Raw genomic sequence first — 16,883 nt, forward strand, 5'->3', positions numbered from 1 at the left:
CGAGTGATGTGTTCACACTAGGGGGAGCCACTGACAACGGAGCCGGCGTCCCATGGCCGTTGCCGCGCGCGGAGAGGAGGGCGCAGAATCCGGCGGCCCCCGACCGGTCCACGGCCGCAGTGCGGCCGCCCGGTCCCCAGGTGGAACAGCGGGGGTCTTACGGCGCTTTCTCGGGGGAGGGGTCGGCGCCCGGCTCCTCCGGGCCGTCGAGCCGCGCCGTGACGGGGGTGGCCGCGACGCCGTGCAGGAGGACCGAGAGCAGCACGGTGAAGGTGACCACCGCCCACAACTCCCGTGCGGGGGCCGCGAACTCCGCCTCGCCCAGCGCGTACGCGAGATAGAAGAAGGAGCCGATGCCGCGGATGCCGAAGACCGCGATGACGACCCGTTCCTTCCCCTTCGCCGCGCCCCGCGCCTGGACCGCCCAGCCCACGGCGGGGCGGATCACCAGGAAGAGCACCAGTCCCAGGAGGGCTCCGCGCCAGGTCAGGGCCGCGAGGCCGCCGTCGGCGATGAAGCCGCCGACGAGGAAGAGCACGACCGCGGTGAGGAGTCGCTCGATCTGGTCGGTGAAGGCGTGCATGACGCGGTGGTAGCGGTGGGCGCGCTCTGCTCCGCGGATCGTGCAGGCGGCGACGAACACGGCGAGGAATCCGTAGCCGTGGAGCAGTTCCGTCAGCCCGTACGCGGTGAAGGTGGCGGCGAGGGCGACGAAGCCCTCACGGTGTTCGGACAGCCGCAGCGCCTTCCACCTCGCCTGGAAGAACATCCAGCCGAGCAGCCGGCCGACACCCACGCCCACCAGCAGCCCCACCGCGCTGCGTACGAGGACGTCGCTCCAGGCCCAGTGCCAGAGCCCGTCCGTGGACCAGCCGGTCGCGGACGACGCCGTGAGGGCGATGGCGGCCAGCACGAAAGGGAAGGCGAGGCCGTCGTTGAGCCCGGCTTCGCTGGTGAGCGCGAAGCGGACCTCGTCCTCGTCGTCCTTCTCGTCGGTCGGCTCCCCCACGCGCACTTCGGCGGCCAGGACCGGGTCGGTGGGCGCGAGGGCGGCCGCCACCAGCAGCGCGACGGCCGGGGGCCATCCGAGCAGCCACCCGGCGGCAGCCGCCGTCAGCAGGATGGTGAGCGGCATGGCCAGTCCCAGCAGCCGCCACGTCGTCGACCAGGCCCGCAGGCCCGGCGGCCGGTTGATGGCCAGGCCCGCGCCCATCAGCGCCACCACGACGCAGACCTCCGTGAGGTGCTCCACCATGCTGCGGTGCCGGACGGGGTCGAGCGCCGGGAGCGCGTCCAACGGCAGCAGGAACACCAGGAAGCCCGCCGCGAGGAACACCATGGGCAGGGACAGGGGCCGTTTCGCCAGGGCCGTCGGCAGCACCGCCGCGCCCAGGGCGCCCAGCCCCGCGCAGGCGTACACCACGTCGATTCCCGTCAGGCTCAATCCGACCACCACTCCTGTAGCTGTGCGTACCGCTCGTCACTCGCCTACCCGGTCCCGGGGGCGGCACCTCACCCTCGCCCACCTCCGGCCCAGGGCACGGGAGCGGGCCCGGACTCGACTCGTCGAGGGCGGGCCCGCTCGTGTGCCGCACCGGGCGGGCGGCCGCCGAAGGGGCGCAGCCCCCGGTGAACTCCGCCTTCGGTACATCGGGGGACAGCCGGGATTTCCCGCCGCCCTTCCCTATTCCTTGTGCGATGCCGTGCACGGCGGGTTTTCGTATTGCGCCCGCGCTCCACCTGCCCCCTTACCGGCGGCCCATTCGCCCGGTCGCGGCATTCCCCGTCCACGCGTACGGATACCTGCGAGGGGGCCGACACACCCGTCCGGGCCGTCACCTGCGCAATTGCGGGAGCGGACCGCGAACGTGCTTTGCTCTCCCTCGCGTGGGCACACTCCACGGGACCCCCGGCAGCACGGCATCCGGGTCCCTGACCGCCACCGGTCGGGACCGGGTGCGTACGAGGAGGAGCATGATGGCAGACGACCGCCGCCCCGCTCAGCGCGGGCCCGCCGACACCACCGACGCCGATACCGACAGCACCGCCGCCGACGCGGACACCGCAGGTCAGCACGGCGACCAGTTCACCGCGAGCGACGAGAACGACCTCTTCGACCAGGACGACAAGGAGATCCTCAAGGGGCGCCGGCCCCCGCTCAGGGACCTGGACCCGGAACAGCTGGGCAAGTAGGAGGGGGAGCGATGAGGAACGCACGACTGTCTCCGGGCGAGCTGGCCCCCCGCCTGTGGGCGTGGACCAGGACGGCCGTCGCCCGCGGCGGGACCCGCGGCCGCTCGGCGGGCGCCGTCGCGGTGTGCGCGACCGCCGGGGAGCACCGGTCGTTCGCGGGACGCGGCGGTGGCGCCGGACCGGCGCACGCCGGCAGACCCGCGTGCGCGGAAGCCCTGCCCGACGGCTCGGGCCAGCGCGAGCGGGCCCGCCAGGCGGTCGCCGCCCACACCGCCGGGCACGACGGCCTGGCCGCGCTCCTGGACATGCTGGCCCTGCACCCCGGACAGGACGGGGACCGGGAACGGCGCGGTCACGACGCCGCCGCAGAAGGCCCCGCCTCCGACGGCGGGTAGGCAGCCTCACCGCGTGAGCCCGGGGCCGTACCCGCCCTCAGGACGTACGGGCCCGCCTGATCGGAGCTCCGGCCGCGTGGAGGCTGGCGAGCGTCTGCCGGTAGGAGCCGACCAGGCTGGTCTCCAGATAGCTGACCCCCAGTTCCCGGCAGTGACTGCGGACGATGACCTGGGCCCTGCGCAGGTGCGGGCTCGGCATGCTCGGGAAGAGGTGGTGCTCGATCTGGTAGTTCAGGCCGCCGAGGACGATGTCGGTGAACCGACCCCCGCGCACGTCGCGGGAGGTCAGCACCTGGCGGCGCAGGAAGTCCGGCCGGTCCGTGCCCCGCAGGACCGGCATGCCCTTGTGGTTCGGCGCGAAGATCGAGCCGAGGTAGAGCCCGAAGAGGCACTGGTTGACGAAGAGGAACGCGATCGCCTTGCCGGGCGGGAGCACGAGGAAGAGCGCGCCCAGATAGGCGGAGAAGTGTGCGAGCAGCAGGAGGCCTTCCCACACCCGGTTCTTGAGGGCGCGGTCGGCCAGTGACCGCACGCCGGATACGTGCAGGTTGAAGCCCTCCAGCGTGAGCAGCGGGAAGAACAGGTACGCCTGGGAGCGGCCCAGGAGGCGCGGCAGCCCCGTGGCGGTGCGGGCTTGGTCCTGGGTCCAGACGAGGACGTCCGGATCGAGGTCGGGGTCGAGGTCCTCGTGGTTGGGGTTGGCGTGGTGACGGGTGTGCTTGTCCTGCCACCAGCCGTAGCCCATGCCGATGCCGAGGTTTCCCGCAATGCGCCCGGCCAGCTCGCTGGCCCTGCGCAGGCGGAAGACCTGCCGGTGTGCGACGTCGTGCGCCAGGAGCGCCACCTGCCCGAAGACGACGGCGAGGAAGGCGGCCACCAGCAGGGTCCACCAGCTGTCACCGACCAGGACGAGGGCCGTCCAGCCGGCGGCGTAGAGGACGGTCACCGCGGTGACGCGGAGCGCGTAGTAGCCGGGGCGGCGCGCCATGAGGCCGGCCGCCTGGATCTTCTTGGACAGCCGGGCGAAGTCACTGCCCGGTCCGGACTGCCCGGGCGGCGGCCGCACCGTCTGAAGGGAATTCATGGTCGGGGTCCTCTTTCCGTGGTCCGCGAGCGGGTCGCGCGGTGTACTGCGGGGCGATCCGTGTGTCCGGTCGCCGTCGGCGCCGGAAGGGCGGGACTCACGCACTCGGCACACGACGTTGCCGTCCCTTTCGCGCATACCCGGAAATCGGGGGGTAACGTGCGAATGGCTCACCCGGTGTCCCCTATGACGTGTGCACGTCGGAGGAATGTGCGCCCGGGCAGTGACGTTGTCGCACACATGGACGAATCGGCCGCCGAGGCGCCTCCTCCGTACGGGCGCGACCACGAGCGCGGGGAGGGGTACGAGTCCGCCCGTGAGCGGCTGGCCGCGGACCGGGCCGACACCCTCGCCCGGACGGCGGCCCTGGTCCGCGACTTCGACGGGATCGTCGCGGCGAACGCCCTGGTCGCGGTCGACGACGAGCACGACCCCGAGGGGTCGAGCACCGCCTTCGAGCGGGCTCACGTCGCCGCGCTCCTGGCCCGGTCCCGCGAGCACCTGGACGCCGTCGACCTGGCGCTGGAACGGCTCGCCCGAGGGGACTACGGGCGCTGCGAGAGGTGCGGCGAACCCATCCCGGCGGAACGCATGGAGGCCCGCCCGACCGCCACCACGTGCGTGCCGTGCGCCACGGCCCGCCCCCGCTGACCCGGGCACCGGGGACCCCGTCGGCAGCACGGTGATCGTCAACCGGCCGAATTTCCGGCCACTTTACGGGCCGCGGTCGACGGTCCCCGGCGCCGTACGGGAGCCGTGGCGCGGCCGGAGCCCGGCGCGTGCCACAGCGCACCCTTTTTGCCCCCCACCCAACGGAACGTAATATCGCCTGGTCATCACCGCGACGGGAGACAGGAAGCCGGTGCGATTCCGGCACGGTCCCGCCACTGTGACCGGGGAGTGCGCCCCTCCTGCGAGCCGCCGCGCCCGTCGCGGGAAGGCCAGGGGGGACGTCGACCCGGGAGTCAGGACACTGGCCTGTCGCGGGCCCGATCCGAGGAGCGCGGACTCCGCAGGAGGCTCTACGTGTACGACGTCATGCCCCGCCCCCCTTCCACTCCCCCGTCCGCCCGGCGCGGCCGTGCCCTGCGCTTCGCCGCCGCGGCCCTGGCCCTGTCCACGGCCGTACTGACCGGCTGCGGCAGCTCGAAGGGCTCCTCCGACAGCGCTAAGCCGTCCGGCACTTCGGGATCCTCCGGTCCGGCCGCGCAGGGGTTCCCCGTCACGATCGACAACTGCGGCACGCGGACCACGTACGACAAGGCGCCCGACCGCGTCGTCACCATCCACCAGCACCCCGCCGAACTGATGCTCTCCCTGGGGCTGAAGGACCGGATGGTCGGCACCGCGTTCCCCGACTCGGCCGTCCTGCCCGAGTTGCGGAAGGACTTCGAGGCCGTACCGGAGCTGGCGAAGAAGGAGCCCTCCTTCGAGGCCGTCCTCGACGCCGGCCCCGACTTCGTGTACGGCGGCTACGGCTCCGCGTTCGCCGAGAAGGAGGGCCGCTCGCGCAAGGCGTTCGGCGACGCCGGCATCAACACCTACCTCAACCGCGAGTACTGCGGGAACAAGCGGGTGACCATGCGGGACACCTACGACGAGATCCGGACCATCGGGCGGGTCTTCGGTGTCGGGGACCGGGCCGACAGGCTCGTCGCCGACCTCGAGGGGCGCGTCACCAGGACCACCGAGGCGGTCAAGGACGCACCCCCCGTACCGGTCTTCGTCTACGACAGCGGCGACAAGTCGGCGTTCACCGCCGGCGGCAAGGGCCTCGGCACAGAGATCATCAAACTCGCCGGCGGCCGGAACGTCTTCGCGGACCTCGACGACGTCTTCGGTGACGTGTCCTGGGAGCAGGTCGTCGAACGCAAGCCGGAGGTGATCGCCATCTACGACTACGCGGGCACCGGAAGCGTCCAGCAGAAGCAGGAGTTCCTCCTCTCGCAGCCCGCCCTCGCCGACGTTCCGGCCATCAGGAACAAGCGGTTCGTCGTCGTACCGCTGACCTCGACCCTGGTCGGCGTCCGGCCGCCGTACGCGGTGGAGGAGCTGGCGCGCGGGCTGCATCCCGAGCGGCTCCGGTGACCGCCCCCTCCCCCGCCCCCTCTCCCTCCGAGGCGACGTCCCCCGCCCTGCCGCCCGGGCGGGTCACCCGCGGCACGGACCGGCCGCGCCGCTGGTCGTTCGCCGTGACCCTCGCGGTCCTCGGCGCCCTCCTGCTGGTCTCCGCGACCGCGGGCATGGCCATCGGATCGGTGCACGTGCCGCCCGGCGACGTGTGGGGCATCGTGACGCACGCACTGGGCGCCGACCGGTCGGAGCCGACCTGGTCGCGGGCGCGGGAGACGATCGTGCTGAACGTACGGGCTCCGCGGGTCCTCCTCGGCGCGGTGACGGGTGCGGGTCTCGCGGTCATCGGAACGGCCATGCAGGCCCTGGTCCGCAACCCGCTCGCGGAGCCGTACCTGCTGGGAGTGTCCTCCGGGGCGTCCCTGGGCGCCGTCGCGGTGATCGTGTTCGGCGTGAACCTGTTCGGCGCGCTGTCACTGTCGGCCGCCGCCTTCGCCGGCGCGCTGCTGACGCTGCTGCTGGTGTACTCGACGGCCCGCGCCGGCGGGCGCATCACCTCGGTGCGGCTGGTGTTGTCGGGGGTCGCCATGGCGGCGGTGCTCACCGCGGTGACGAACATGCTCCTGCTGACCTCCGGCCGGGGCAACGAGGCACGGGCCGTCCTCGCCTGGACCCTCGGGGGACTGGGCGGCGTCCAGTGGGACACGCTGTGGCTGCCGGGCGCGGCCCTGCTGCTGGGCATCGGCGTCCTCCTCGTCCAGGCCAGATCGCTGAACCTGCTGCTGGCCGGTGAGGAGGCCGCGACGAGCATGGGACTGGACGTGGCCCGGTTCCGGGCCCGGATGTTCGTCCTGTTGTCACTGGTGACCGGTGTCCTGGTGGCCGCGGCCGGGCCGATCGGCTTCGTCGGGCTGATGCTGCCGCACATCGTGCGGCTGTTCGTCGGCGGCGACCACCGGCGCGTCCTGCCGGCGGCAGCGCTCGCCGGCGCGGTGTTCCTCGTCTGGGCCGACATCGCGGCGCGGACCGTCGCCGCGCCCGCGGAGATCCCCGTGGGCGTCCTGACGGCGCTCTGCGGCGGACCCTTCTTCCTGTGGATGGTGCGCCGGGACGCCCGCCGCACCACGAGCCGAGGAGCGGCATGAACGCGGCAGAACTGACCGTCGAGACCGTCACCCTCACCGCCGGCGCCCACCACCTGGTGCGCGACGTGTCGTTGAGCGCCCGGCCGGGAGAGGTGGTCGGGCTGGTCGGGCCCAACGGCAGCGGCAAGTCCAGCCTCCTGCGCACCGTCTACCGCGTACTGCGGCCCGACGCGGGCAGCGTGCGCGTGGACGGCGCGGACGCCTGGACGATGCCGGTGCGGCGGCTCTCCCGCACCGTGGCCGCCGTGGTGCAGGAGGCGGGGGCCGATTTCGACCTGACCGTGCGGGAGGTGGTCGCGATGGGCCGGACCCCGCACAAACGGCTGCTCGACGGCGACAGCGCCGAGGACGGCGCGATCGTCACCTGGGCCCTCGACTCGGTAGACGCGTCCGCGCTGGCGGACCGCTCCTTCGGCCGCCTGTCCGGCGGCGAGCGCCAACGCGTCCTCATCGCCCGTGCACTCGCCCAGCAGCCCACACTGCTGGTGCTCGACGAGCCGACCAACCACCTCGACATCCGGCACCAGTTGGAGGTGCTCGGGCTCCTGCGGCAGCTGCCCGCCACGATTCTCGTGGCGCTGCACGACCTGAACCTCGCCGCGTACTACTGCGACCGGCTCTACGTCCTGTGCGACGGGTCGGTGACGGCCTCCGGTCCGCCCGGCGAGGTACTGACCGCGGAGCTCCTGGCCGACGTGTACGGCGTGGCGGCCGAGGTCGCCGTGCACCCGCGGACCGGGGCGGCCCAGGTGTCCTTCCTGCCTCCGATCCCGGCCGCCGGGTCCGGCACGGCGGTACGGGACCGGGGGTAGGACGGGGGCCGCGGGGCCGGGGGCGTCGGCCAGGACGGGTGTGCGGTCTGGCCGGCGAAGCCCTCGCGGCCCCCCGCCTCGACGACGGCACCCTACGGGGCGACCGCCGTGACCACGGCCTCGTACGCGTGGCGGTCGGCGAACACCCGGCCTACGCCTCCGGCCCGGCCGTGCCGACCGCGGTGGCCGCCGCGCAGTCCGGGTGGCCCCAGCGCTTGCCGTTGTTGGTGATCAGCTCGCCGGCCGCGTACGTCTTGCCGCACGGGCAGGTCCCCGGGAACTTGGCCTTGATCGCGCGCTGTTGGCCGCGGCCCGCCGAAGCCCCGGTGGACGGCTTCCCGCGCGACGGCGCCTTGGCCCGGGCGGGGGCGCTGCGGGCCGGTGCGGGTTGCGGCATGTCCGCGTCGCCGAGGGCGCTGCCCGCGGCCTGCTGGGACACGGCGGCGTCGCTCGCGGCCTGGTCGGCGATCGCGTTCAGGTGGTCCCCGTCCGCGCGGTGGGCGGGCACGTACACGAAGGTCACGTCGCGGTCCCCGAGCAACAGGTCGATCGCCTCGACGAGTTCGCGGTTGGCGACCGGCTGGCCCGAGGAGGTCTTCCACCCGTTGCGCTTCCAGGCGGGAAGCCACTGCGTGACGGCCTTCATGGCGTACTGGGAGTCCATGCGCACCTCGACGGACGTGCCGGGGGCCACGGCTTCCAAGAGTCGCTGGAGGGCGGTCAGTTCCCCGACGTTGTTGGTGGCGCGGCCCAGCGGACCGGCCTCCCAGCGCTCGGGCCGGCCCTCGGCGTCGGCGATGACCCAGGCCCACGCGGCGGGCCCGGGGTTCCCCTTGGCCGCTCCGTCACAGGCGGCGATGATGCGATCAGACATCCTCCGATCATGCCCCATCCGCGGCCGGGCGGCTGACCGCCCGCGCGGCGGCCGCGGTCCGCGCCGGTTGTCCGTCCGCGCCGACACCCATGTCCGGCCGCTCCCGCGGGATGACACCATGGACCCGCGCCAGGGCCGGTTCCCGCTCCGCCTGCCGGCCCGGCGCCGCACCACCAAGGCGAACAGAAACAAGAGGGGACCAGAGCTGTGCCCGCTCCACGCATGAGCACCACACCGCTGCCCGGCATCGGTGTCCAGTACGACCTCACCACCCGCGAACACCGGCACCTGTCGGTGGTCGCGCACCGGGACGGGACCCGGACGGTGAACGTCTACCGCTCCGACGACCCCGACGCCTGCGCGCAGTCTCTGCACCTGACGGGCCCGGAGACGGCCTCGCTGATCGACGCGCTGATGCCCGCGCACCACAGCCCCAGCGTCCTGCACACCACCGGCCTCGGGCTCGTCGCCGAGCGGATCGAGCTGTCGGCCCATTCGCACTGGAACGGGCGGGTGCTGGGCGAGACCCGGATGCGCACCGAGACCGGGGTCTCCGTGGTGGCCGTACTGCGCCGTGCCGAAGCCCGGCCCTCGCCCGCCCCGGACTTCCGTCTCGCCGGCGGGGACACGCTCATCGTCATCGGCACCCGCGAAGGCGTCGACGCCGCCGCCGCGATACTCGGACGGGAGTGACCGCCTGTGCACTCCGCTGTCTTCCTGATCGAGTTCGGTGCGATCATCCTCGGCCTGGGCCTGCTCGGCCGGCTCGCCGGCCGTTTCCGCTTCTCCCCGATCCCGCTGTACCTGCTGGCCGGGCTGGCGTTCGGTACGGGCGGACTGCTGCCCCTCGGCGCCAGTGAGGAGTTCGTGGCGATCGGCGCCGAGATCGGCGTCATCCTCCTCCTGCTGATGCTGGGCCTGGAGTACACCGCCAGCGATCTGGTCTCCAACCTCAGGACCCAGTACCCGGCCGGGGTGGTCGACTTCGCCCTCAACGCCGTACCCGGGGCGATCGCCGCACTCCTCATGGGCTGGGGCCCCGTCGCCGCCGTGGTCCTCGCCGGCGTCACCTGGATCTCCTCCTCGGGCGTCATCGCCAAGGTCATGGGGGACCTCGGCCGCGTCGGCAACCGCGAAACCCCGGTCATCCTCAGCATCCTGGTCCTCGAAGACCTGGCCATGGCCGTCTACCTGCCGATCATCACCGCACTGCTCGCCGGCGTCAGCCTCGCCGCGGGCAGCCTCACGCTGGCCATCGCCCTCGGCGTCGCCGGTGCGGTGCTGTTCGTCGCGGTCCGGTACGGACGGCTCATCTCCCGGTTCGTCTCCAGCGACGACCCCGAGAAGCTGCTGCTGGTCGTGCTCGGCCTGACCCTGCTCGTGGCCGGTGTCGCGCAACAGTTGCAGGTGTCCGCGGCCGTCGGCGCCTTCCTGGTGGGCATCGCCCTGTCCGGTGAGGTCGCCGAGGGCACGCACACCCTGCTCAGCCCGCTGCGCGACCTGTTCGCCGCCGTGTTCTTCGTCTTCTTCGGCCTGCACACCGACCCCGCCAGCATCCCGCCCGTCCTGCTGCCCGCCCTCGCACTCGCCGTCGTCACCGCCGGCACGAAGATCGCGACCGGCTACTGGGCCGCCCGACGCGCCGGGATCGGTGTCAAGGGACGCTGGCGGGCCGGCGGCACCCTCGTCGCCCGCGGCGAATTCTCGATCGTCATCGCGGGACTCGCCGTCACGGCGGGCATCGAACCGGCACTCGGGCCGCTCGCGACCGCATACGTCCTCATCCTGGTGGTGATCGGGCCGCTGACCGCCCGCTACACCGAACCCGTGGCCGCCTGGGTCTCCGCACGGCGTGTGCCCGCGGAGCCCCTGCTCGCGGCCGTGCCCTCTCCGGCCATATCCCCCGAGGCGGTGCAGGACCAGGACCCGGCGGGCCGTACCTGACCCGCCGGGTCCGGGTCCGCCGGACCCGGCGCGAGAGCCCGGGGCGGCAGAGCAGGACCAGTGCGCGGCAGGACCGGTGGGGCGTGCGGTGACGACCGTACGCCCCACCGGTACGTCCGGACCCGGGCGGCCGTGCGTCCCTCCGGCACGGGTGTGACGCCCCTCACAGGACTTCTCCGCGTCCGGTGTCAACCGGACGCGGTGCGGCGGGCGTATGCCCACCGAGAGGGATTCATGAATGCGGGAGTGAGTTTTTGACCGTCGAGGAGTTCGAAGAGTTCTACGCACAAGCGGCGGGACGGCTGACCGGACAGCTGTACGTCATGCTCGGCGATCACCACGAGGCACAGGACGTGGTGCAGGAGGCGTTCGTCAAGGGGTGGGGCCGACGGAGGCAGCTGGACGTCGAAGGGCGGCCGGAGGCCTGGATCCGCACCGTCGCCTGGCGTCTCGCGGTGAGCCGGTGGCGCGTGCGCCGGCGTACCGCCGACGCCTGGGAGCGCACCGCCCCCGCGGCGTACGTGGACGGGCCGGGACCGGAGGCGGTAGCCCTCGTGGAAGCGCTGCGGCACCTCCCGCGGGGGCAGCGCCGGACGCTGGCCCTGCACTACGTGTGCGATCTGACCGTCGAACAGATCGCCGCGGAGACCTCCCTGTCCGCGAGCACGGTCAAGACCCACCTGGCGCGGGGCCGGGCCACGCTCTCCCGCCATCTGCAGAACCCCCGTATCGAGGAGGAGCCCGATGCCTGACACCAACGATCCGCTGCGGTCGCTGTTCCAGGAGGCGGCTTCCGCCGGTCAGCCCGGGACGGCGCTGCCTCCCGTCTCGGAGATCGCCCGGCGCGGGGAGCGGGTGCGGCGGCGCCGGATCGCCGGACTGGCGGTCGCGGCCTGCCTCGTCCTGGCGGGTTCGGGCGCCGCACTGGCATCCCTCCCGCCCGAGAACCGGGACGGGAACCTGCCCGCGACCACCCCCTCGCCCCCGGCACCGTCCTTCCCGCCGACACCGGGGGCGACGTCGGCCCCGCCCCCGCAGCCGGCCTCGTCGTCGACCCCGGGACCGCCCCCGGCCACCAGCGCGGGTCCGTCCTCGGCCCGGACCTCGGCGAACCGGCCCGCGTCCGGGACGTCGACCGTGCAGCCTCCCGCCCGCACCACCGAGCCGGCAACGCCCACCGGAACCGCACGGGACAGCGAGCCCTCCTCAAGCCCCTCGGACCACTCCCCCAGGTGACCCGGGAGTCCGGGCTCCCGATGGCCCCGGCACGCCCCCGCCTCCCAGGCGGCCCTGCGAGCCCGGTAGCGCCACGGGCACCCGTACCACCGCCCGCGCACCCCGGCCGCGCACCCCGGCCGGCGGTCCGGCGCGCCCTCAGCCGATCAGGAGATCCCCCATGCCCGTTTCCGCGCCGCCCCGGCCCGTCGAGGTCGCCCCCGCCTCCGCCTCGGGCGGACGGCCCGTCGGTCGCCGACTCCCCCGGTTGGACGCCGCCGACCGCGAGGTGCTGTGGCTGTACGCGCTGACCCGCACCGGACTCTGGATCACCGCCTGGGCCGTGCGCTGGCTGTTCCCCTCCGACGGCGAGCGCCGCGAGCCGGCCGGACTGCTCGCGCCCTGGCAGCAGTGGGACTGGGCGCACTACCTGTCCATAGCCAGGGACGGCTACTTCCCGGGCGGCGCCGGCCCCTGGACGGCGGGCTGGGACAACCGCGAGGCCTTCTTCCCCGGCTTCCCCCTGACCCTGCGCGCCGTGCACACGGTCGTGCCCGACTGGGCCGCCGCCGGGCTGCTCATCTCCTTCGTCGCCGGCGGCGTGGCCGTCCTGGCCCTGGCCCGGGTCGCCCGCCACCAGCTGGGAGACCTGCACGCGGGCCGCCGTACGGTGATGTTCCTCCTGCTCTCGCCCTGCGCGGTGTTCCTCGCCGCCGGGTACACCGAGGCGCTGTTCCTGGCCCTGGCCCTGCCCGCCTGGCTCGCGGCGCTGCGCGGGAACTGGCGGGCCGCCGCAATGCTGACCTGTCTCGCCTGCTCGGTCCGGGTCACCGGGCTCTTCCTGGCCGCCGCGCTCGTCCTGCACTTCGTCCTGACCGCGAAGGGCCGGGACGGCTGGCGCCCGGCACCCTGGCTGCTCCTTCCCGCGCTCGCCCCGGCGCTCTACGGATGGTTCCTGTGGGCCCGTACCGGGAACTGGACGGCTTGGAAACACGCCCAGGAACGCGGCTGGTACCGGGACTTCCACGCCCCCTGGGAGACCTGGTCCCACACTTGGGAGGCCGCCTTCCATCGCACCCAGGCCACCGGCTACGCGGTGATGTGGCAGGCCGAGCTGCTCGCGATGCTGGTCGGCCTCGCGCTGCTGCTCGGGCTGGTGCGCCGGCGCCGGCTGCCGGAGGCGCTCTACACCGCCCTGACACTGTGGGCGCTGGGAACCTCGTACTGGTACACGTCGGTCCCGCGCTCCACCCTCCTGTGGTGGCCGCTGTGGATCGCCCTGGCCGGGTGGAGCCTGCGGCGGCCGGGGGTGCGGACGGCGTACGTGTACGTGGTCGCGCCGGTCGGCGTCGTCGTGGCCGTGACCTTCCTGACCGGTCGCTGGGCCGGCTGACCCCGGCCGCACCCCGACGGAACGCACGGGCGGGACGGGTCCCGGCCGTCCGGTCCCCGCCCCGCGCCCACCGGGCTCCGCGGCCCAGCGGGTGTGCCGCCGTTCTACCTGCCGCGGGGCTTGCCCCGCTTGGCTCCGCCCTTGCCGCCCTTGGCCGCGCCCGCGCCGCCGGAACCGCCGCGGGGGTTCTTGCCGGCCGGCTTGCCCGACCTGCCGCCCGCCGGCTTGCCGGCCGTCGCCTTGCCGCCGGTCCTGCCGCCCGCCGACTTGCCCTGGGCGCCGCCCGCCGCGGCCCGCTTGCCCTTCGGCTGCGGCGGCGTCGGCGGCCGGCCGCGCGTGCTGTTGACGGTCCGCCCGCGGACGATCCCGATGAACTCCTCCACCAGGTCGGTGGTCTCCTCCTGCGGCCAGGACAGTCCGACGCGCGACTCCGGAACGTCCGACACGGGCCGGTAGGTGAGGTCCCGGCGGTGGTGCAGGCGGGCGAGCGACTGCGGGACGACCAGTACGCCCACGCCCGCCGCGACCAGCTCGACGGCGTCCGCCGTCGTCTCCGGACGCTCGATCGCGGGCCGCCCCGGCGGGGCCTCCCAGTCCAGGGTGTCGTCCAAGGGGTGCAGCACCAGCTCGTCGGCCAGGTCCGCGGCGGAGACCTGCTCGACCGCCGCGATGACGTGGTCCTTCGGGATCACCACGACGGTGGTCTCGGTGTAGAGCGGGATCGCGCTGAGGTCCTCGCCGTCGACGGGCAGACGTACGAACCCGGCGTCGGCGCCGCCCGCCCGCAGCACGCCGAAGGCCTCGTCCACCGCCACGGCCACGAGGGCCAGCGGGACGTCGGGCAGCCGCTCGTTCCAGATCCTGACCCACTTGGTGGGTGTCACGCCCGGAACGTAGGCGAGGCGGAACGATGGGGTTGTTTCCGAGCCTGTCACCCGGCCAGATTACCCGGCGTGGTCAGAGGTAGCGCACACGCTCGATACTCTTGACCCCATGACGTCGCACCAGAGCCCCCAGACGATGAAGCCCGCGACCGCGGCGAAGAAGCTGGGCGTGTACCTCGAGGCCACCCCCGCAGAGTTCCAGGAGGGTGTCGTCTCGCGCACCGAGCTGAGTGCGCTGCAGTCCGACCCGCCCCAGTGGCTGCAGGACCTGCGGCGCAACGGGCCGCACCCCCGGCCCGTGGTGGCCGCGAAGCTCGGTGTCTCCATCGCGGGCCTCGCCCGCGGCGGGGTCACCGAGGCCCTCACCACCGAGCAGATCGAGGCCCTGAAGACCGAGGGTCCCGAGTGGCTGGAGAAGGAGCGCGCCACGCAGGCCGATGTCCGCAAGGAGACGGTCCGCATCAAGGAGAAGAACGCGGAGCGCGCGGCGAAGGCCGGCCAGAAGGACGCCTGATCCTCCTCCGAGGACCGGAACGCACAGCACGCCCGGAGGGGCGGCGGGAACCCGTACGGGCGCCTGCCGCCCCTCCTCCGTTTCCGCCGTTCTCAGGAGTGCTCCCCGGCCCCCGCAGGGCCGGGCGGAACCCCGTCGCCGAGAGGGAAGACCGCGCGCTCCTGCCACGTCGTTCCGTCGTGGGCCATCAGGACGACCGACGTGATCCGGGACGCGATGGGCAGCCGGCCGAGGACGCCCGCTTCGATCGCGTCCGCGGTGGCGGCGTCCTGCCCCTGGGCGATGGTCAGGTGGGGGATGATCTCGGTGAACCGGCCTCCGTAGGGCGGGGCTTCGGGCCACCGGGCGGCGACGGACTCCGTGAGCTTCCGCAGCGGTTCGGCCGGTTCGGGGGCGAGGTACAGCACCTCGGGGAGGCGTCCGCACGTCCGGAACCGCAGGTCGAAGGCGCGGTGGCCGGCCACGATCCCCGCGAGTGCGGCGATCACGTCCGCGTCGAGGCGGCTCTCGTCGAGGAAGGGGAAGAGGACGGTGACGTGGGCCGGCACCCCGTCGTGCGCCGAGGGGTCGAGCCGCTCGCGCCACCCGCGGACGGCGGGGTCGGCCTCCGGGACCCGCACGATGAGGCCCGTCTGTCCTGCCTGAAACGTCTGAGAGCTCATCGCCTGCCCGGTGTTCACGTGGAGGGCGACGGCGCGTTGCCGCCGTCGTGCGGACCGGTACCGAGCGTACGACCCCGGACCGCTCCGCACGGGCGGACCGGCGGGTAGGCCGCTCCCTCACTCCCCCGGTGCGGGGGCCCGCAGTGCCCGCCGGGTTCCTGCCGGATGGGGTGGATCTGTTCGGTTCCCGGGCCCGGAGAATCCCACAAGACCGTTCCCCACGGGTGTAGTTGCCGTCATCCCCGGGGAGTACTGGGGCGGGTGGTCCGTGAGAGGGCGACCGCGGCGGTCCGATCCCGGGCCGCTCGATGAGTGATCAGAGGGGCGAGCATGGCCAGTGGCACCGTGAAGTGGTTCAACTCCGAAAAGGGCTTCGGCTTCATCGCCCAGGACGGGGGCGGACCGGACGTCTTCGCCCACTACTCCAACATCTCCGGCAACGGATACCGCGAACTGACCGAGGGCGAAACGGTGTCGTTCGACATCACGCAGGGCCAGAAGGGCCCCCAGGCGGAGAACATCATCCGCGCCTGAGCCCCCGCCCCACCCCGCTCGCCGACGGAGCCCGCACCCCTCCGGTGCGGGCGCCGTCGTGCCGTGCCGCCTTCGGGGCCGGTCACAGGCCTCCGGCGACGCGCAGGATCGCGCCCGTCGTGTAGGAGGCGTCGGCGGACAGGAGCCAGGAAACGGCGCCGGCGATCTCGTCGGGCGCTCCGGCCCGGCCCATCGGGATGCGGGGCGCCACCTGGGCCGGTCGCCGGGGGTCCTGGTGGAAGTCCGTCCACACGGTGCCCGGCGCGACGCAGTTCACGCGGATCCCGTCCACGGCGACCTCCTTGGACAGCCCCACGGTCATGGCGTCGACGGCCGCCTTGGCCGCGGCGTAGTGCACGTACTGGCCGGGGGCGCCGAGCGTGGCCGCGGCCGAGGAGATGTTGACGACGGCCCCGCCGCCGGTGCGCGCCATGTCGCGGACCGCGCGCCGGGCGCAGAGGAGGTAGCCGAGCACGTTGACGTCGAGGGAGCGGCGGATGCCGGCGGCGTCGGCTTCGGCCAGCGGGCCGTTGGGGCCGCTGACGCCGGCGTTGTTGACGAGGCCGGTGACCGGGCCGAGCAGGGCGGCGGTGTCGAAGAGGTGGTCGACCGCGGCCTCGTCCGCGGTGTCGACGCGGACCGGGCGGCAGCGGCGGCCCGCGCCCCGGACGGTTCCGGCGACCTTCTCGGCGGCCCGGTCGTCGGAGTGGTAGCCGAGGACGACGTCGTGGCCGTCGGCCGCGAGGCGCGCGCAGATCGCGGCGCCGATGCCGCGACTGCCGCCCGTGACGACGGTGACGGGCTGCTGGTGCACGGGAGGTCTCCGTCCGCTCGCGCACGGCCCGGCGGGCGTGATCGCCGGCTCATCCTACGACCGGGCCGCGTTCCGGAGCAGGCTCGGGGGACACCCCGGCCGGCACCCGGTCACGGCGTCATGCGCACAGCCCCTCGACCAGTTCGGCGCCCGGCAGGAACGCGAACGGCTTCCCTGGCGCGATGAGCTTGCCGCGCCGCCGGCGGCTGCCCGCCACGACGTACGCCGTGTCCGCGACCGCCGGGGTCGACCGGCAGCGGCCACCCGGTCGGGCGCCCCACGACCCCGCGGGGCGGGCGTCGTCGAAGGGGCCGAGGGGAGCGCGCATGTCCGTACGCTCACAGCGG

The 16,883-nt window shown here is 73.8% G+C and carries 20 protein-coding genes and 1 riboswitch; of the genes, 13 read left to right on the top strand and 7 right to left on the bottom strand.

Going from position 1 to position 16,883, the window contains the following annotated elements; all coding sequences use genetic code 11:
• Positions 1–157 precede the first annotated feature (157 nt).
• Entirely contained in the window at positions 158–1,438 is a 1,281-nt protein-coding gene (locus ACFWW8_RS25290; protein WP_386531626.1) for a cation:proton antiporter, read from the bottom strand.
• Between the two features lie 536 nt (positions 1,439–1,974).
• Here ACFWW8_RS25290 and ACFWW8_RS25295 point away from each other — a divergent pair.
• Together ACFWW8_RS25295 and ACFWW8_RS25300 are read left to right on the top strand one after the other, a co-directional pair.
• The gene (locus tag ACFWW8_RS25295) at positions 1,975–2,193 is read left to right on the top strand and encodes a hypothetical protein (RefSeq protein ID WP_386531553.1); all 219 of its coding nucleotides are present in this window, start codon (positions 1,975–1,977) and stop codon (positions 2,191–2,193) included.
• Positions 2,194–2,204: 11 nt separating this feature from the next.
• A complete protein-coding gene (locus tag ACFWW8_RS25300) occupies positions 2,205–2,588 on the top strand; it encodes a hypothetical protein (protein WP_386531555.1) in 384 nt (127 codons plus the stop codon).
• Between the two features lie 37 nt (positions 2,589–2,625).
• Here ACFWW8_RS25300 and ACFWW8_RS25305 read toward each other — a convergent pair whose 3' ends face one another.
• On the bottom strand, positions 2,626–3,672 hold the full coding sequence (locus ACFWW8_RS25305; RefSeq protein WP_386531557.1) for a fatty acid desaturase family protein: 1,047 nt from the start codon (positions 3,670–3,672) through the stop codon (positions 2,626–2,628).
• A 240-nt stretch (positions 3,673–3,912) separates the two neighbouring features.
• Between ACFWW8_RS25305 and ACFWW8_RS25310 the strand changes: the two genes are divergently transcribed.
• The 4 genes from ACFWW8_RS25310 (at position 3,913) to ACFWW8_RS25325 (ending at position 7,702) form a co-directional block, all read left to right on the top strand.
• On the top strand, positions 3,913–4,323 hold the full coding sequence (locus tag ACFWW8_RS25310; RefSeq protein ID WP_386531559.1) for a TraR/DksA family transcriptional regulator: 411 nt from the start codon (positions 3,913–3,915) through the stop codon (positions 4,321–4,323).
• A 162-nt stretch (positions 4,324–4,485) separates the two neighbouring features.
• Positions 4,486–4,669, top strand: a riboswitch (cobalamin riboswitch).
• 29 nt (positions 4,670–4,698) lie between these two features.
• Positions 4,699–5,760, top strand: a complete 1,062-nt coding sequence (locus ACFWW8_RS25315) for an ABC transporter substrate-binding protein (protein WP_386531561.1) — start codon at positions 4,699–4,701, stop codon at positions 5,758–5,760.
• 47 nt (positions 5,761–5,807) lie between these two features.
• A complete protein-coding gene (locus tag ACFWW8_RS25320) occupies positions 5,808–6,890 on the top strand; it encodes a FecCD family ABC transporter permease (protein ID WP_386531628.1) in 1,083 nt (360 codons plus the stop codon).
• The gene (locus ACFWW8_RS25325; RefSeq protein ID WP_386531562.1) at positions 6,887–7,702 is read left to right on the top strand and encodes an ABC transporter ATP-binding protein; all 816 of its coding nucleotides are present in this window, start codon (positions 6,887–6,889) and stop codon (positions 7,700–7,702) included. Before ACFWW8_RS25320 ends, ACFWW8_RS25325 begins: the two co-directional genes overlap by 4 nt.
• 151 nt (positions 7,703–7,853) lie before the next feature.
• On the opposite strand, the gene ACFWW8_RS25330 is transcribed toward ACFWW8_RS25325, so the two are convergent.
• Positions 7,854–8,576 carry a ribonuclease H gene (locus ACFWW8_RS25330; RefSeq protein ID WP_386531564.1) on the bottom strand — a complete coding sequence of 241 codons (723 nt, stop codon included), beginning with the start codon at positions 8,574–8,576 and terminating at the stop codon, positions 7,854–7,856.
• Between the two features lie 222 nt (positions 8,577–8,798).
• Here ACFWW8_RS25330 and ACFWW8_RS25335 point away from each other — a divergent pair, with 222 nt between their 5' ends.
• The 5 genes from ACFWW8_RS25335 (at position 8,799) to ACFWW8_RS25355 (ending at position 13,128) form a co-directional block, all read left to right on the top strand.
• A complete protein-coding gene (locus ACFWW8_RS25335) occupies positions 8,799–9,269 on the top strand; it encodes a cation:proton antiporter regulatory subunit (RefSeq protein WP_386531565.1) in 471 nt (156 codons plus the stop codon).
• 6 nt (positions 9,270–9,275) lie between these two features.
• Positions 9,276–10,520: a cation:proton antiporter gene (locus ACFWW8_RS25340; RefSeq protein ID WP_386531567.1), complete on the top strand. Its 1,245-nt coding sequence runs from the start codon at positions 9,276–9,278 to the stop codon at positions 10,518–10,520.
• A 254-nt stretch (positions 10,521–10,774) separates the two neighbouring features.
• Complete coding sequence (locus ACFWW8_RS25345; protein ID WP_386531569.1) at positions 10,775–11,272, top strand: SigE family RNA polymerase sigma factor; 498 nt, start codon at positions 10,775–10,777, stop codon at positions 11,270–11,272.
• Complete coding sequence (locus ACFWW8_RS25350) at positions 11,265–11,756, top strand: hypothetical protein (protein ID WP_386531570.1); 492 nt, start codon at positions 11,265–11,267, stop codon at positions 11,754–11,756. Before ACFWW8_RS25345 ends, ACFWW8_RS25350 begins: the two co-directional genes overlap by 8 nt.
• Positions 11,757–11,916: 160 nt before the next feature.
• Positions 11,917–13,128, top strand: a complete 1,212-nt coding sequence (locus ACFWW8_RS25355) for a mannosyltransferase family protein (RefSeq protein ID WP_386531572.1) — start codon at positions 11,917–11,919, stop codon at positions 13,126–13,128.
• Positions 13,129–13,232: 104 nt separating this feature from the next.
• Here the strand turns inward: ACFWW8_RS25355 and ACFWW8_RS25360 are convergent, their stop codons facing one another.
• Positions 13,233–14,063 (bottom strand): LysR substrate-binding domain-containing protein, encoded by an 831-nt coding sequence (locus ACFWW8_RS25360; RefSeq protein WP_386531574.1) that lies wholly within the window; start codon positions 14,061–14,063, stop codon positions 13,233–13,235.
• Positions 14,064–14,121: 58 nt separating this feature from the next.
• Here ACFWW8_RS25360 and ACFWW8_RS25365 point away from each other — a divergent pair, with 58 nt between their 5' ends.
• Positions 14,122–14,526 carry a DUF5997 family protein gene (locus ACFWW8_RS25365; protein WP_383933370.1) on the top strand — a complete coding sequence of 135 codons (405 nt, stop codon included), beginning with the start codon at positions 14,122–14,124 and terminating at the stop codon, positions 14,524–14,526.
• A 92-nt stretch (positions 14,527–14,618) separates the two neighbouring features.
• Here ACFWW8_RS25365 and ACFWW8_RS25370 read toward each other — a convergent pair whose 3' ends face one another.
• Positions 14,619–15,188 (bottom strand): 2'-5' RNA ligase family protein, encoded by a 570-nt coding sequence (locus ACFWW8_RS25370; RefSeq protein ID WP_386531576.1) that lies wholly within the window; start codon positions 15,186–15,188, stop codon positions 14,619–14,621.
• A 330-nt stretch (positions 15,189–15,518) separates the two neighbouring features.
• Here ACFWW8_RS25370 and ACFWW8_RS25375 point away from each other — a divergent pair, with 330 nt between their 5' ends.
• Positions 15,519–15,722, top strand: a complete 204-nt coding sequence (locus ACFWW8_RS25375; protein WP_267719484.1) for a cold-shock protein — start codon at positions 15,519–15,521, stop codon at positions 15,720–15,722.
• An 82-nt stretch (positions 15,723–15,804) separates the two neighbouring features.
• Here the strand turns inward: ACFWW8_RS25375 and ACFWW8_RS25380 are convergent, their stop codons facing one another.
• A complete protein-coding gene (locus ACFWW8_RS25380) occupies positions 15,805–16,536 on the bottom strand; it encodes an SDR family NAD(P)-dependent oxidoreductase (protein WP_386531578.1) in 732 nt (243 codons plus the stop codon).
• A 118-nt stretch (positions 16,537–16,654) separates the two neighbouring features.
• On the bottom strand, positions 16,655–16,864 hold the full coding sequence (locus ACFWW8_RS25385) for a hypothetical protein (RefSeq protein WP_386531580.1): 210 nt from the start codon (positions 16,862–16,864) through the stop codon (positions 16,655–16,657).
• Positions 16,865–16,883: the final 19 nt, after the last annotated feature.

Origin of the sequence: Streptomyces sp. NPDC058701 (assembly GCF_042715295.1) — a bacterium.
In the GTDB taxonomy this organism is placed as follows: Bacteria; Actinomycetota; Actinomycetes; order Streptomycetales; family Streptomycetaceae; genus Streptomyces.

Coding starts and splice junctions, on each gene's coding strand:
- ACFWW8_RS25295 (WP_386531553.1), top strand. CDS start 1,975: ATGATGGCAGACGACCGCCGCCCCGCTCAGCGCGGGCCCGCCGACACC.
- ACFWW8_RS25300 (WP_386531555.1), top strand. CDS start 2,205: ATGAGGAACGCACGACTGTCTCCGGGCGAGCTGGCCCCCCGCCTGTGG.
- ACFWW8_RS25305 (WP_386531557.1), bottom strand. CDS start 3,672: ATGAATTCCCTTCAGACGGTGCGGCCGCCGCCCGGGCAGTCCGGACCG.
- ACFWW8_RS25310 (WP_386531559.1), top strand. CDS start 3,913: ATGGACGAATCGGCCGCCGAGGCGCCTCCTCCGTACGGGCGCGACCAC.
- ACFWW8_RS25325 (WP_386531562.1), top strand. CDS start 6,887: ATGAACGCGGCAGAACTGACCGTCGAGACCGTCACCCTCACCGCCGGC.
- ACFWW8_RS25330 (WP_386531564.1), bottom strand. CDS start 8,576: ATGTCTGATCGCATCATCGCCGCCTGTGACGGAGCGGCCAAGGGGAAC.
- ACFWW8_RS25335 (WP_386531565.1), top strand. CDS start 8,799: ATGAGCACCACACCGCTGCCCGGCATCGGTGTCCAGTACGACCTCACC.
- ACFWW8_RS25350 (WP_386531570.1), top strand. CDS start 11,265: ATGCCTGACACCAACGATCCGCTGCGGTCGCTGTTCCAGGAGGCGGCT.
- ACFWW8_RS25355 (WP_386531572.1), top strand. CDS start 11,917: ATGCCCGTTTCCGCGCCGCCCCGGCCCGTCGAGGTCGCCCCCGCCTCC.
- ACFWW8_RS25365 (WP_383933370.1), top strand. CDS start 14,122: ATGACGTCGCACCAGAGCCCCCAGACGATGAAGCCCGCGACCGCGGCG.
- ACFWW8_RS25370 (WP_386531576.1), bottom strand. CDS start 15,188: ATGAGCTCTCAGACGTTTCAGGCAGGACAGACGGGCCTCATCGTGCGG.
- ACFWW8_RS25375 (WP_267719484.1), top strand. CDS start 15,519: ATGGCCAGTGGCACCGTGAAGTGGTTCAACTCCGAAAAGGGCTTCGGC.
- ACFWW8_RS25385 (WP_386531580.1), bottom strand. CDS start 16,864: ATGCGCGCTCCCCTCGGCCCCTTCGACGACGCCCGCCCCGCGGGGTCG.